A 12,495-nucleotide genomic window follows, 5' to 3' on the forward strand; every position below is an offset into this window, starting at 1 on the left:
CTATCATAACTTCCGCATTCCTCCCGACACTGACCCTACGGGTACAGTGCGGGGCTCCTGCGATTTCTAGCTGAAGAGTACCGAAAAGGGTCTCAGTAGCTCTGAGAACTCCCCCCTCCTCTCCCAAAAGGAAGGATCCTCAGGTTGCCGCTACTTGACTATTTATTTTGGAATCTTATTTTGGAATCACTCCATTCCGAGTTGCCGCTACCCAACCGCAAATAGGAAAGCCGGAGAGAGCTCCGGCCCCATCCAGAACTAAGCCTAAACCACAAATCTCAAAAGAGACTGACCTTCCCTCTGCCTTGCTTGAGCCCGGCACAGCAGGAACGGCAGCCACTACCCTGGGTTACTTCTTGGTAATTCTCGGAGTTTCCCGAAAGGCAACTGCGAAAAACAAAAGGCCCAACGTCAAAAACAGGATAAAGGTGTAGGTGATGGCTTCCATACGAAACCTCCAAGTCAGAATTGCTAAGGATTGCTAAGGGGGGCTTGATTCCAGATTAACTCAGAGCCGCCAGCACCCCATCTCCAAAGTGAAGCAGAGTGCCGACGGCATCGCCGAAAAGGGCTCTAGGCTTCCTGCACCTTGCGGGTAGTGGGATCCCCTACTTTCTGGAAGACGCCGAACTCCACCATTTCCTCGCTCATATTCGGGTCAATACCGGCGAACACATCCCGGAAGAGGGTACGGGCGCCGTGCCAAATGTGGCCGAAGAAGAACAGCAGGGCAAAGACCGCGTGAGCAAAGGTAAACCAACCGCGGGGGCTGGTGTGGAAGGTGCCGTCCGCCTTGGGGGTTTCTCGGTCGAACTCAAACAACTGACCCAACTGGGCCTGGCGGGCATATTTCTTAACCGTTGCCGGGTCGGTAAACACCTGACCGTCCAGCTTGCCGCCGTAAAACTCCACCGTCACGCCCACCTGCTCAAAGCTATAGCGAGACTCTGCCCGACGGAAGGGAATGTCTGCCCGCACCACCCCATCGGCATCCCGCAGGATAACCGGGAAGGTCTCGAAGAAGTTGGGCATCCGCTGCACCGTCAGCTCCCGCCCTTCGCGGTCACGGAACACCGGGTAGCCCAGCCACTCGATGGCAATGCCATCCCCTTTGTTCATGGGGCCAGCTCGGAACAGACCCCCCTTGGCCGGGCTGTTGCCCACGTAGTCGTAGAAGAGCAAAGATTTGGGCAGGGAGTTGTAGGCCTCGCTGCGGGTCATCCCGGCTTCCATAGCCGCATTTACCCGGCGGTTAATCTCCTGGTTGAAATAGCCAGAATCCCATTGGTAGCGGGTGGGACCAAACAGCTCCACAGGGGTAGTGGCGCTGCCGTACCACATGGTTCCGGCCACCACAAAACCGGCAAAAAACACCGCCGCGATCGAGCTGGAAAGCACCGTCTCGATGTTCCCCATTCGCAGAGCGCGATAGAGGCGCTGGGGTGGGCGTACCGTGATGTGAAATAGACCTGCAATGATGCCCACGATGCCTGCAGCAATGTGGTGGGCCACCACCCCTCCGGCGTTGTAGGGGTTAAAACCGGCTGGCCCCCATTCCGGTGCTACCGGCTGGACGTGTCCCGTCGTCGCATAGGGATCGCTCACCCACATCCCCGGGCCAAACACCCCCGTCAGGTGAAAGGCGCCAAACCCAAAGCAGAGGATCCCGGCCAACAGCAGGTGGATCCCAAATATTTTCGGCAGATCCAAAGCCGGCTCGCCGGTGCGGGGATCCCGGAACAGCTCCAGATCCCAGTACACCCAGTGCCAGCAGGCCGCCAAGAAGAGCAAGCCGGACAAAACGATATGGGCAGTAGCTACCCCTTCAAACGTCCAGAAGCCCGCATTGGCAACGCTCTCGCCGTAGATATTCCAACCGCCCCAGGAGTTGACCACCCCCAGGCGAACCATAAATGGCATGACAAACATGCCCTGACGCCACATCGGATTTAGGACAGGATCCGACGGATCGAAAATGGCCGTTTCATAAAGCGCCATTGATCCGGCCCAACCTGCTACCAGAGCAGTATGCATCAGGTGAACCGCGATTAGGCGACCTGGGTCATTCAGTACAACCGTATGGACCCGATACCACGGTAGTCCCATAAAGCTCGGTCCTCCACGTTCTCCAACACTTGCGCGATATCCAGTCAAAATTAAGCCGACATCTTACCTGGGATCCTGACCTGAGCAGTTTCTTCAGAGTCGAGGGGTGCCGCACCCGCTTGAACCCCTGAGCGCACCCAAGAGGATATCGCTCTCAGAATTTCCATCACGGGCATCAAACAGTATAACGAAACGCTACCGACCTGAGTGGCTTCAGGCAGGATGCCGTCTCACTTTAGGCATCATCTTCCCAGATCTCTCGCCAGAGATTAAAAATATGACTTAAAATGTTACAATACTTAGCAACTGTGAGCGCTCTCCTGGCTCAGTCTGAAAGGTGTCGTGGTTTCTGGCAGGGGTATGGCAACGATCCGCTTCGTCAACGAGAACCGAGAGATCTTCGTCGCTGAAGGCGCTAACCTGCGCCTGAAGGCTCTGGAAAACCAGATCGATCTCTACAAAATGATGGCCAAGCTGCTCAACTGCGGCGGCAACGGCCAATGTGGCACCTGTGTGGTGGAGATTGTCGAGGGATCCGAGCATCTCTCCCCTCGCACCGAGGCAGAAAACCGCAAGCTCAAGCGCAAGCCCGATAGCTACCGCCTTGCCTGCCAGACCAAGGTGTTGGGGGATGTTTCGGTCAAAACCAAGCCCTAGCCTTGGCCCGCCCGTTTTCCTTTTGGGCAAGTCGTACTCAAGAGTGGTATGCTGACTGCCAGTTGGGCTTGTGGCATTTGTGAGTTATGGAGACGAACTACCTGGGCATCTTGGCCACTCTCTTAGTCGTTCTGGTGCCCGCCATCTTCCTGGTGATTTTGTACGTGCAAACCTCCAGCAGATCTGGTGACTGAGTGGGCAGCTCCTGCCGATTCAAATTGGGCAAGGGGTATTCCTAAAGCCGGTCAAAAAGGGGATCCCCTGTGTACAAGAGGATCCCTTTGCGTTGGACAAACTGAGAGTACTTGGGGGAGCGCCCTCAAGGTGCTAAGTCAAGCTGTGGCTTGGGCTGCCTTGGCTTGGTCGAAGGTTCCCGCAGGCTCATACAAAAACTCAAACAGGTTGCCGTCGGGATCCTTGCCGTAGAAAGAGGCCGTGCCATCCCTGTGGGTGTGAATGGCCCCTACCGAGATCCCTTGGGATTTCAGGCGTTGGTGTTCTTGCTGGAGCTCCTCTATGCTGTCGAAGACAAAGCCAAAGTGAGGCCCTGCCGCGCGGTAGCCCGGCCCCAGCAGTGCCAGCCCATCCTCTCCCGCCTTCATGTAGGCCCAGTCGGGATCCTGCCAGACGTTGACCATGCCCAGCTTTTGGTAGAACTCCACCGCCTTGGGGATGTCTTCTACCCGGATGGCGACATGCCCGAGTTGTCTAAGTGCCATGTCATCCTCTGTGCTCAAGTGAGCCAACTGCAACGGTTCTCCTCCAGATCAGCTTGACACACTCCCCACCCCGAAGGGTAGGGATCCCCGCAGCAAGACAGGGCTCTAGACCTGACTTCTTGAGAACTTGAGACAGGGATCCCAATCCAGTCCATAGGCAGGACAGAAGATGGTTTCAACCCATTGGATTGGGGATGAAACAAGACTTATCCTGTTGGCTGCGCGGCCAAGAACCGCTCCAGCTCACTCAAAGCCTCTGCATCCATCTTGGTTTGCATAGGGCAAAACTTTGGCCCACACATAGAGCAAAACTCTGCCGTTTTGTAGATATCTGCCGGCAAGGTTTCGTCGTGATATTCTCTGGCGCGTTCTGGATCCAAAGACAATTCAAACTGCCGGTTCCAGTCGAAGTTATAGCGGGCCCTCGACATTTCATCATCCCGATCCCTGGCCCCAGGCCGGTGACGGGCAATGTCGGCAGCATGGGCGGCAATTTTGTAGGCAATGAGGCCGTTGCGCACGTCCTCAGCATTGGGCAAACCCAAGTGTTCCTTGGGGGTGACGTAGCAGAGCATTGCCGCACCATACCAGCCAGCCAAGGCCGCCCCAATGGCGGAGCTGATGTGGTCATAGCCTGCCGCAATATCGGTTACCAAAGGCCCCAAAACGTAGAAGGGAGCCTCATCGCACTCCTCCATTTGCTTGCGCACGTTAAATTCAATTTGATCCATCGGCACGTGCCCCGGCCCTTCTACCATCACCTGTACATCGTGCTCCCAAGCCATGCGGGTCAACTGGCCCAGGGTTTTCAACTCCGCCAGTTGTGCTTCATCAGAGGCATCGTGCAAACATCCCGGTCGCAAAGAATCTCCCAGACTAAAAGAAACATCGTATTTCTTGAAAATCTCGATAATGTCGCGGAAGTGGGTATAAAGCGGGTTTTGTTTGTGGTGGGCCAACATCCAACGGGCCAGGATCCCACCCCCACGAGAAACAATTCCCGTCAGGCGGTGGCGTACCAACGGCAGATATTCGATCAGGATCCCGGCATGGATGGTCATGTAGTCCACCCCTTGCTGGGCCTGTTTTTCGATAACATGCAAGATGTCTTCTGCAGAAAGTTTTTCGACGTTGCCGTGCACACTTTCTAGGGCTTGGTAGATGGGCACCGTGCCAATGGGCACTGGAGAAGCTTGGATAATGGCTGTGCGAATTTCATCCAAATCGCCCCCGCCGGTGGACAGATCCATAACGGTATCGGCGCCGTATTTGATGGCCAATTTCAGCTTTTCCAGCTCTTCGGCCAAGCCGGAAGAAGTAGGGGAAGCGCCAATGTTGGCATTGACTTTGCACCGGGAAGCGATCCCAATGCACATCGGCTCGAGGTTGGTGTGATTGATGTTGGCAGGGATGATCATGCGACCCCGGGCCACTTCCGAGCGGATCAGTTCCGGCGGCAGGTTTTCCCGCTGGGCCACATACTCCATCTCTTCAGTAATCACGCCCTGACGGGCAAAGTGCATTTGCGTTACATTTGCTTGCCCACGGCGACGGGCAACCCATTCGCTGCGCATGTTGTCAACTCCAGTGCTCGCTTTCCTACGCTGGTATGAACCAGATCAGGTTCTGAGGATGTAATCTCAGCCTGGGGATAATCCCCAGACACTCCTAGCGTGGTGTGATCATATCACCGAAATAGAGATGAGGCAGGGAGCTTTATAGTCTTTATTAAAAGAGTTTGAGATAGTACTAACCCTCACCCCTGGCCTCTCTCTCCATGAGATCCTGACCCTCACAGGGATCCCAGCCAGCGCCGCCAGCTCCACCAGGGATCCTTTCCCTTGCTGGCCCTGAACAGTTCGGCCACTTCCTCGCCGGTGGGCTGGGCAATAAAAGTCTTCAAGACGCTGTAGAGGCCGGGCTCTTCCTGTTGCCACAGGCTCCAGGGATCCGGATAGGCCCGAAACAGGGCCCCCTCCACCAGGGAGCGCAGGTAGTAGCTGGTCTCAAAGGTGCTCAGGAACCGCTGACGCAGTCGGCGACCGGCCAGACCCACCCCCACGGTGGCGGCATCCTGCAATTGGGGGTTGAGGAGAACGACGGGTTTGGGATCCCGTCCTTTGGAAGTCAGCCCAGAGGGATCCCCACCGCTGACCGCTTGGCAAACCCGCTCCACCTGATCCAAGCTGTAAACCGCTGGCATCACCAGCAGGAGGCTCTGTTCTGGGGTAGGTTGAGTCCGGGAAGTCAAGCTCTGCAATTCGATCCCTTCGGGTAGGGATCCCCATTCCCGCTGGGCCAGGGCTGCTCCGCCGGCATCGCTGAATAGCACCAAAGCAGGCGGTTGCAGCAGCTCCAAGAACGGGCGGGACAATACTTCTGGCTTGATGTCGGGGGCCAGGATCTCGATGAGCAGGCGGCGATATCCTGCTTGCATAGCCAGCCGTGTAGCGTGGATGGCCTGCTCACAGGCCTGGGCCAGGTCGATGGGCAAGTTGGGAAATTGGGTTAGTTGCAGTTGCTCGGCCACAGTCCAGTCCAATTATGATTCAGCCAGTAACCAGGGATGCTCAGCCAGACACTTCTTCCCAAGCCTTGTGGGTGAGCAACTCCTCCAGAACCCGCACCCCCCGCAGTTGGTTGGAAAGGGGCAGGTGGCCCTTGGGGGCGGAGAGATCCCAGATGAACTCGTCAGGGTAGCGAGTCCAGTGGTAGCCCTGCTTCCAGCCAATGAGCGGCCAGAGGCGCTCCCAGTTGCGGTTCACCCCCAGCCACAGTTGCCGCTGCACCGAGTAGCCAAAGCGATCCCCGGAGGCCGCCCGCCACAGGCGATCGATCGTGCGCAGATCCTCGACCGGGATCCGGCTCACCTCGGAAAAATACAGCCAGCCCCGCCGCGCCGCCCCCTCTCCTGCCGCCCGACATAGCAGTTGTAGGCTCAGCCGATCCGCCTCCAGCCAGGCTCCCGCCGATAACAGCTCCTGCAGAGGACGATAGTCGATATTCAGGGCTGAAGTCAGAGGGACGGTCACCATTGCCAAGTTGCAAAAGGTCTCCCTTGATTTTAGTCCCTGCTGTCCGTCTCCTCAGGTTTCAGGCGGGTACTTGGGCGGATCCCCGAAGATGATGCGATAGCCGATGTACGCCACCCCCAACAGCCCTGCCAGGATCCACAAGAAAGCCGAAAAGGGCATGTAGGAAAAAAAGACAAGATAAACCCGGCGACTGAGCCAAGAAAAAATAAGATAGACTGCCGCCAAAATGCCGATCCCTTGCAAGGTGCGAAAAGCCGGCACCCGCGAGAGAGGCATGCGCTGCCGCGCCACCCAGATGGAGCTAAGAAAAGTCCAGGGAGGCACCAGCAGCAAGAACATATCCGCCTGCTTCACCACCGCCTGCCAGCCGGCGGTGTTGGTGGCATAGGCCAAGTAGCCCGCCCAGAGGACAAGAGTTACCGCTCCCAAGCCGATACTTAAGCTGAGCAAAAAAGGCTCCTCCCATTGGCCTGGGATCCAGTCGCAGAGAACCCAAACCACCCAAGGGGTGGCAAAGAGCAAAAGCGCAATGGCTAAGCCATTGGCGTTGAGCTGGGTAAAAAACGTCTCCAGAGTCATGAACAGCAAAGGGAGCGAACGTCACCCTTGATGGTAATGATTCCTCCTTGAGGAAGCAATTCAATCCGTATACAAATCCACCTATTGTGGGCAATGCCCGCAAGGTTTACAGCCCGCCTGGGCACCCCGGTAAACGTTGCCAAGTAACACCAGCAGGGATAGGAGTAGGAAAAAGAAAAGGGATCCTTGACGCTGGCCAGGGATCCCTTCCTAAAAAGCTCAAGACATTTCTCCGGCACGCTGCTGAGGCAACTCATCCAAGCCACTCTCCCCTTTTGCAAGAAGTGAGTCTGGCATCGGAATCCCTACTCCTCCGGATCCATCCGCCTCAGTCCATTAACCCAATCTACAGCCCTTGCAGCACCGTATCGGGGCGGGCCGACAGATTCTGGATGCGGGTATCCTGGGCAGGCGGGGTGTCTGCTTGGGTGAACACGCCGATCTGCCGCAAATACCGAGCCAAGGCATCTTGCTCGCTGCCGGGGGTGTCGAAGGTAATGCCAGAGCTGGGGGCCAAGTTGACCCGGTTGGGGTTAGACAGGCGAGGGAAGGGATAGTCATCCCCACCATTGGCCAAGAAGTCCAGGGTCACCAGGCGGAAGGTGCGTCTGGGATCCCCTTGCACTTGGCCGTTGCGCACCACCACATCCCGACCTGTGGGCGTATCCACCCGCAAGGAGAGGACGCGGGATCCCGGTGGCCGCGAGGGATCAAAGCTAAAGGCAAAGCCGCCAATTTGCGGGAAACGGCCTGGCGTGGCTCCTGGCTGGGTTTGCGCCACCCCGTGTTCCACTATCTGCTTCAGTTCCTCAGCGGTAACAGTCAACAGAGAGAGGCCGTTGTTAAAAGCAAGGGCCGTTTCGATGTCCAGCTGAGAGATTTGACCGGACTGCTTGCCGGCCTCAGGGTTAGCCACCGGTGGGATCCGCTGCACCGGCTCACCGCCGCCACCACCAGTGGTAGCCCCAATGGGAGCGCGAATGCCGCCGCCATTTTTCAGGGAGATAACCGTAGAAGGATCGACCGTTCTGGCGTAGGCCAAGTTGGCATCGGCAGTGAGGTTACCCAGGTTGGTTTCCTCGGTGCGCACCTCTGCCCGCAGGCCGTTGAGAAATTGTGTGGTGGAGCCAAAGGTGCGGCCATCCTTGGTGCGGATGATGTTGCCGATCTCGTTGGCCACCCGAACCACGTCAGGATTGGGGGTGCCCCTGACAGCTGCTACCCCTTGGTCGTCGGTGGCATAGGCACCGCTCACCGGGTCAATGCGGGCAATAACCCCGTTGGCGTCAAAGCTGACCACCAGGCGGCCCACGTAGCGATAGTTGGAGCCGGTGTTGACCACCGCCACCGGTTGACCACTGGCGGAGGAGCGCAAGATGGGGTAGTCACCCGTGCGGGTATCGGGCAAATCAGTGCGCAGGCGATCGGTGGGCTTGGCGATCACCCGGTGGGATCCGCCGGCAATGATGATGTCCACATTTCGCAATTGGCTGGCCAGGGCTACCTCGTTTTGCAACTGTTGCAGATGGGCTAGGAGGATAATTTTGTTGATGCCCTGAGCGGTGAGTTGATCGACGAAGCCCTGGATTAGAGCGGCACTCACCTGGTCAGTATCGTCCACCCTGCCTTCTACCCTCACCTCGGGGCCGGGGCTAGAGATGGCCGCCAAACGGGTGGTGGTGGCTCCCACCAGACCGATCCGCTGCCCTCCTACCGTGATCACCGCCGTCTTGGCGATCTTGCCGCGGATAGAGCTGGCCTCTTGACCATCAGCAGCAAAGTCAGAGCTAGCCAATTCGCCGGTACCGCTGAAGCTGAGGTTGGCGCTCAAGTAGGGAAAACGAGCCCCAGCGTAGCCGCGGCCAGTGTCGGGCCGGATGAGGTCGCGAATTTGGCGCGTGCCCTGGTCGAACTCGTGGTTGCCGAAAGCAGACGCCTCAAAACCGATGGCGTTGATGATCTCGATATCGGCTTTGCCAGGGGTGCGGTCATACCGGCTCCGCAGCGAGGGATCCGTGCTGGCATTGTAGAAGGGGCTGGGAATATAGTTGTCCCCACTGGAGAGCACCACCGTATTTGGGAATTGGGGGCGCAGAGCGTTCACCACCGCCGAGAAGCGCGGTGCATCTTGTACGGCAGCGATCGAGGCTTCCAAGTCGCTGGCATGTAGGATTTGCAGGGTAAAAGCGGGCGGCTGAGTCGAGAGAGCCACATTGGGATCCGAGGCGATAAACCCAGCCCCTCCGCCGGTTGGGGGAACCGAGCTGCTGCTACCGCAGGCGCTGGCCAGGCTCAGCACCAAACACCACAACCCGACCCACAGGGACCTGGCCAGAGGGTTCAGCCAATCCGGGAGCCATCTCTTGGCAGGGGCAGACCCTCGAGCACGGCAAGCTGGTTTCATGACAATTCCTTAACTCCATCCGCAAGAGAGGACGCATCCGCGTTCACGTTACCAGGGGTGGGATGGGGGTTTCGTTATGGCCTGTCTAAGGTTAGGTCAAGCCTAGGTTAAACTTCCCCTGGATCCCAGCCAAATTGTTGCAAGTCCACCTGGCCCTCGGCGTCGAAGTGGATCCCTTCGGCTTGCAGCAGCGCTTTCTGCAGGTCGTCGTAGCCCAGGCGAAAAGGGGAGTAGGAAATGCAGCCCTGGGCGTTGATCACCCGGTGCCAAGGGATGTCGGTGTTTTGGCCTTGCAGGCGAAACAAAGCATAGCCCACCTGGCGAGCATAGCCGGGGTAACCGGCAACCCGCGCCACCTGCCCATAGGTGGCCACTCGGCCCGGCGGGATCCGCCGCACCACTTCGTAAAAGCGCTGGTAGAGGCTAGTAGATGGAGCGCTAGTGGAGCCAGACTGGGTCACAGGGATCCTCGCTCAAACTTGGCAGACAATAAGATGTGGAACGGATTGGATCCCCGGGTCCATGAGCTATTTAATCGCGGTACTGCCGGATCGCATAGCCGCTGAGGCGGCCTACAGCGCCCTGGAACAAGCCGGCTTTTCCCTGGAGCGATTGCATCTGCTGGGGCGGGGCTACAAGAGTGCCGACGAGTTTGGGCTGATTGACCCGGCCCAAGCGGCCCGCCGTCAGATGCGGCGCCTGGCCATTTGGTTGGTGCCCTTTGGCTTTTTGGCCGGGGTGGGGTTCAGCGTTTTGAGTGGTTTGGATACCTTTGCCTGGGCGGGACCTATAGGCAACCACCTGATCGGCGGCCTATTGGGCGCGATGGGCGGGGCCATGGGCAGCTTTTTCGTCGGCGGCGGAGTGGGCTTGTCTGGTGGCTCCGGCGATGCTTTGGCTTACCGCAACCGCCTCGCTGCGGGCAAGTACGTGCTCATTGTGGAAGAAGAGAACGAAACCCGCCTCCGCGAAGCCACGCGGATTTTGCGCCAGTTTGAGCCGGAAAATCTGCAAGGGTACAGAGAGCGCCCCTAGACTGGGAGATCTGGGCAGCTATTGAGAGAACTCAGGGAGGTCCAAAAGCATGTCTTGGCTGTGGCAGCAAGTCCCATCGCCGCTTGGGCGGTGGCGGAAGGAAGGGATCCCCAGCTTTGCCGCTGCTGGGGGTGCACTGGCAGTTACGGGGTTTTTTTCGCCGGCTTTTGCCCACCACGCCCTGGGAGGGAAACTGCCTGCAACGGCCTGGGAGGGATTTCTCTCCGGGCTGGCTCACCCTGTCATTGGCTTGGATCACCTGGCCTTCGTCGTGGCCATCGGTCTTGTGGCGGCGGGGCAGCCCTGGCGCTACGGGATCCCTTTGGGCTTTGTGTTGGCAGGTTTGGTGGGCACTGGGATCCACCTGGCCGGCTGGGATCCCCTGGGACTGACGGAGCTGGCCATTGCCTCTTCCGTGGTTCTCTTCGGCTTGCTGCTGGTGCAACCGCGGCAGATCCCAAGTTGGCTCTTGCTAATAGGGGGATCCCTGGCGGGGCTATTCCATGGCTATGCCTACGCCGAAACCATTATCGGCGCCCAACCCATGCCTTGGGTGGGATATCTACTGGGGTTGAGCACCGTCCAGTATGGGGTAGCTCTCCTGGCCCTTTGGGCAGCAGAACGCTGGGGGTTGCGGATCCCTGGCTTAACCCGCTGGGCCGGCTGGGCAATTACAGTGGTGGGGGCTGCCTTCCTGACCTTGGCAGTGGTGGGCGCGTAAAAAGCGCTAATTTTGCTCCCTTGCGCTCGGGATCCCCGATCCGGTACAAGGATAACGGTGAAGATAGGTAACAACAAGGGGAGATCCCATGGAGCGCACCTTTATCGCTATCAAGCCGGACGGCGTGCAGCGGGGTCTAGTGGGCACCATTATCCAGCGCCTGGAAAGTCGGGGCTACCAATTGGTGGGCCTGAAGCTGGTGCAAGTGAGCCAAGAGCTGGCGGAAGCCCATTACGCCGAACACAAGGAGCGCCCCTTCTTCCACAGTTTGGTGAAGTTCATTACCTCGGGGCCGGTGGTGGCTATGGTCTGGCAGGGCAAAGGGGTGATTGCTGCCGCCCGTAAGCTCATCGGCAAGACCAACCCCCTGGAGGCAGAACCGGGCACCATTCGCGGCGATTTTGGCATCGACATTGGCCGCAACCTCATTCACGGCTCCGATGGAGTTGAAACCGCGCAGCGGGAGATCGCCCTTTGGTTCGATGAGTCGGAATTGGTGAGCTGGACACCAGTTGCCCAAAGCTGGATTTATGAGTAGGTACTTGCTGCAGGCAAGGGGTAGTCGTGTTCGCAGGTTCCAGACCGGAAGTAGTGCAGAGCGCTAGGGCCGTGTTTCGAACTGGCTTCGGCTGGCCGCAAGCGGCTCTGTTGGAAGTGCCTTGAACCACCCCTTCTCTGCCAAAACTCGAGCGGCAAGCAGGATCTGTTTGCTAGTAAACTACCCGACCCTGACTGCTTCGCAGTACAGGGCGGGCTTTTGGCAGCCCTGCAGTTGGCAAGCCAACCACGAACCTCTGGGCTGGTTTACAGCAGCCCCCAAAAGCGCAATCACCTTCGCACCGTTAAAATCCGCATCCCCTTCCCAACCGCAGTGCCCGCATTTGAACTGCTTACCCTTGCGATAGGATTGAGCGGAGTCGGGATGAATATGCAGGCACTTGTGGCAGATCTGCGAGGTATAGGCCGCAGGGACAACTACCACTTTGACACCCGCCCTCACAGCCTTGTATTCGATAAACCGCCGCAGCTGGTAGAACGCCCAGCTATTGCTACGCCGCCCCTCCTCACGACTGCGGGGGTGTTGATTGGTACGTTCTCGAATGCCGCTCAAGTCCTCAATTGCAATGCAGGCAGAAAGAGATTGAGCTGCTTTAACGATGCTCTTAGCGATACTGTGGTTCACCCAAGCTTGAAAGCGTCTCTCTTTGCCAGACAGCCGTTGCAGCAGTTGACGGCATC

General features: G+C 58.1%; 15 protein-coding genes and 1 riboswitch. Of the genes, 5 read left to right on the forward strand and 10 right to left on the reverse strand.

From position 1 onward, the window contains the following. Nucleotides 1-349 precede the first annotated feature (349 nt). Both NW828_RS12340 and psbB read right to left on the reverse strand, forming a co-directional pair. Nucleotides 350-448 (reverse strand): photosystem II reaction center protein T, encoded by a 99-nt coding sequence (locus NW828_RS12340; protein WP_011431949.1) that lies wholly within the window; start codon nucleotides 446-448, stop codon nucleotides 350-352. Between the two features lie 125 nt (nucleotides 449-573). Continuing rightward, nucleotides 574-2,106 (reverse strand): photosystem II chlorophyll-binding protein CP47, encoded by a 1,533-nt coding sequence (gene psbB, locus NW828_RS12345; protein ID WP_011431948.1) that lies wholly within the window; start codon nucleotides 2,104-2,106, stop codon nucleotides 574-576. Between the two features lie 360 nt (nucleotides 2,107-2,466). Between psbB and NW828_RS12350 the strand changes: the two genes are divergently transcribed. After that, nucleotides 2,467-2,763, forward strand: coding sequence for a 2Fe-2S iron-sulfur cluster-binding protein (locus NW828_RS12350; protein ID WP_414350488.1), 297 nt, complete (start codon nucleotides 2,467-2,469; stop codon nucleotides 2,761-2,763). Between the two features lie 86 nt (nucleotides 2,764-2,849). After that, complete coding sequence (psbM, locus tag NW828_RS12355; protein ID WP_071818137.1) at nucleotides 2,850-2,957, forward strand: photosystem II reaction center protein PsbM; 108 nt, start codon at nucleotides 2,850-2,852, stop codon at nucleotides 2,955-2,957. Nucleotides 2,958-3,095: 138 nt separating this feature from the next. Here psbM and NW828_RS12360 read toward each other — a convergent pair whose 3' ends face one another. The 7 genes from NW828_RS12360 to NW828_RS12390 form a co-directional block, all read right to left on the reverse strand. Continuing rightward, nucleotides 3,096-3,482 (reverse strand): VOC family protein, encoded by a 387-nt coding sequence (locus NW828_RS12360; RefSeq protein ID WP_414384175.1) that lies wholly within the window; start codon nucleotides 3,480-3,482, stop codon nucleotides 3,096-3,098. 206 nt (nucleotides 3,483-3,688) lie between these two features. Continuing rightward, nucleotides 3,689-5,056 carry a phosphomethylpyrimidine synthase ThiC gene (thiC, locus tag NW828_RS12365; protein ID WP_414384177.1) on the reverse strand — a complete coding sequence of 456 codons (1,368 nt, stop codon included), beginning with the start codon at nucleotides 5,054-5,056 and terminating at the stop codon, nucleotides 3,689-3,691. A gap of 5 nt (nucleotides 5,057-5,061) precedes the next feature. Next, a riboswitch (TPP riboswitch) is annotated at nucleotides 5,062-5,162 on the reverse strand. Nucleotides 5,163-5,274: 112 nt separating this feature from the next. Next, the gene (locus NW828_RS12370; RefSeq protein ID WP_414384178.1) at nucleotides 5,275-6,024 is read right to left on the reverse strand and encodes a DUF1995 family protein; all 750 of its coding nucleotides are present in this window, start codon (nucleotides 6,022-6,024) and stop codon (nucleotides 5,275-5,277) included. Between the two features lie 28 nt (nucleotides 6,025-6,052). Beyond that, complete coding sequence (locus tag NW828_RS12375) at nucleotides 6,053-6,517, reverse strand: GUN4 domain-containing protein (RefSeq protein WP_414330005.1); 465 nt, start codon at nucleotides 6,515-6,517, stop codon at nucleotides 6,053-6,055. A gap of 51 nt (nucleotides 6,518-6,568) precedes the next feature. Then, nucleotides 6,569-7,096: a hypothetical protein gene (locus tag NW828_RS12380; protein ID WP_011431942.1), complete on the reverse strand. Its 528-nt coding sequence runs from the start codon at nucleotides 7,094-7,096 to the stop codon at nucleotides 6,569-6,571. 346 nt (nucleotides 7,097-7,442) lie between these two features. Continuing rightward, nucleotides 7,443-9,395 carry a bifunctional metallophosphatase/5'-nucleotidase gene (locus NW828_RS12385; RefSeq protein WP_414384182.1) on the reverse strand — a complete coding sequence of 651 codons (1,953 nt, stop codon included), beginning with the start codon at nucleotides 9,393-9,395 and terminating at the stop codon, nucleotides 7,443-7,445. 212 nt (nucleotides 9,396-9,607) lie between these two features. Next, nucleotides 9,608-9,961, reverse strand: a complete 354-nt coding sequence (locus NW828_RS12390; protein ID WP_414329999.1) for an MGMT family protein — start codon at nucleotides 9,959-9,961, stop codon at nucleotides 9,608-9,610. Nucleotides 9,962-10,022: 61 nt separating this feature from the next. Here NW828_RS12390 and NW828_RS12395 point away from each other — a divergent pair, with 61 nt between their 5' ends. The 3 genes from NW828_RS12395 to ndk all read left to right on the forward strand — a co-directional run bounded on the left by NW828_RS12395 (nucleotide 10,023) and on the right by ndk (nucleotide 11,794). Beyond that, the gene (locus NW828_RS12395) at nucleotides 10,023-10,535 is read left to right on the forward strand and encodes a hypothetical protein (protein WP_011431939.1); all 513 of its coding nucleotides are present in this window, start codon (nucleotides 10,023-10,025) and stop codon (nucleotides 10,533-10,535) included. A 49-nt stretch (nucleotides 10,536-10,584) separates the two neighbouring features. Continuing rightward, nucleotides 10,585-11,256 (forward strand): HupE/UreJ family protein, encoded by a 672-nt coding sequence (locus NW828_RS12400; RefSeq protein WP_011431938.1) that lies wholly within the window; start codon nucleotides 10,585-10,587, stop codon nucleotides 11,254-11,256. Between the two features lie 88 nt (nucleotides 11,257-11,344). Further along, the gene (ndk, locus tag NW828_RS12405; RefSeq protein ID WP_011431937.1) at nucleotides 11,345-11,794 is read left to right on the forward strand and encodes a nucleoside-diphosphate kinase; all 450 of its coding nucleotides are present in this window, start codon (nucleotides 11,345-11,347) and stop codon (nucleotides 11,792-11,794) included. Between the two features lie 180 nt (nucleotides 11,795-11,974). On the opposite strand, the gene NW828_RS12410 is transcribed toward ndk, so the two are convergent. Further along, the coding region (locus tag NW828_RS12410; RefSeq protein WP_414384180.1) for an RNA-guided endonuclease TnpB family protein at nucleotides 11,975-12,495 on the reverse strand (521 nt) is incomplete at its 5' end.

Source organism: Synechococcus sp. W55.2 (assembly GCF_047461635.1).
In the GTDB taxonomy this organism is placed as follows: domain Bacteria; phylum Cyanobacteriota; class Cyanobacteriia; order Thermostichales; family Thermostichaceae; genus Thermostichus.

Excerpts from the sequence above, each read along its gene's own strand:
- ndk (WP_011431937.1), top strand. The coding sequence starts at position 11,345 with ATGGAGCGCACCTTTATCGCTATCAAGCCGGACGGCGTGCAGCGGGGT.
- psbB (WP_011431948.1), bottom strand. The coding sequence starts at position 2,106 with ATGGGACTACCGTGGTATCGGGTCCATACGGTTGTACTGAATGACCCA.
- thiC (WP_414384177.1), bottom strand. The coding sequence starts at position 5,056 with ATGCGCAGCGAATGGGTTGCCCGTCGCCGTGGGCAAGCAAATGTAACG.
- NW828_RS12380 (WP_011431942.1), bottom strand. The coding sequence starts at position 7,096 with ATGACTCTGGAGACGTTTTTTACCCAGCTCAACGCCAATGGCTTAGCC.
- NW828_RS12400 (WP_011431938.1), top strand. The coding sequence starts at position 10,585 with ATGTCTTGGCTGTGGCAGCAAGTCCCATCGCCGCTTGGGCGGTGGCGG.
- NW828_RS12340 (WP_011431949.1), bottom strand. The coding sequence starts at position 448 with ATGGAAGCCATCACCTACACCTTTATCCTGTTTTTGACGTTGGGCCTT.
- psbM (WP_071818137.1), top strand. The coding sequence starts at position 2,850 with ATGGAGACGAACTACCTGGGCATCTTGGCCACTCTCTTAGTCGTTCTG.
- NW828_RS12360 (WP_414384175.1), bottom strand. The coding sequence starts at position 3,482 with ATGGCACTTAGACAACTCGGGCATGTCGCCATCCGGGTAGAAGACATC.
- NW828_RS12350 (WP_414350488.1), top strand. The coding sequence starts at position 2,467 with ATGGCAACGATCCGCTTCGTCAACGAGAACCGAGAGATCTTCGTCGCT.
- NW828_RS12375 (WP_414330005.1), bottom strand. The coding sequence starts at position 6,517 with ATGGTGACCGTCCCTCTGACTTCAGCCCTGAATATCGACTATCGTCCT.
- NW828_RS12395 (WP_011431939.1), top strand. The coding sequence starts at position 10,023 with ATGAGCTATTTAATCGCGGTACTGCCGGATCGCATAGCCGCTGAGGCG.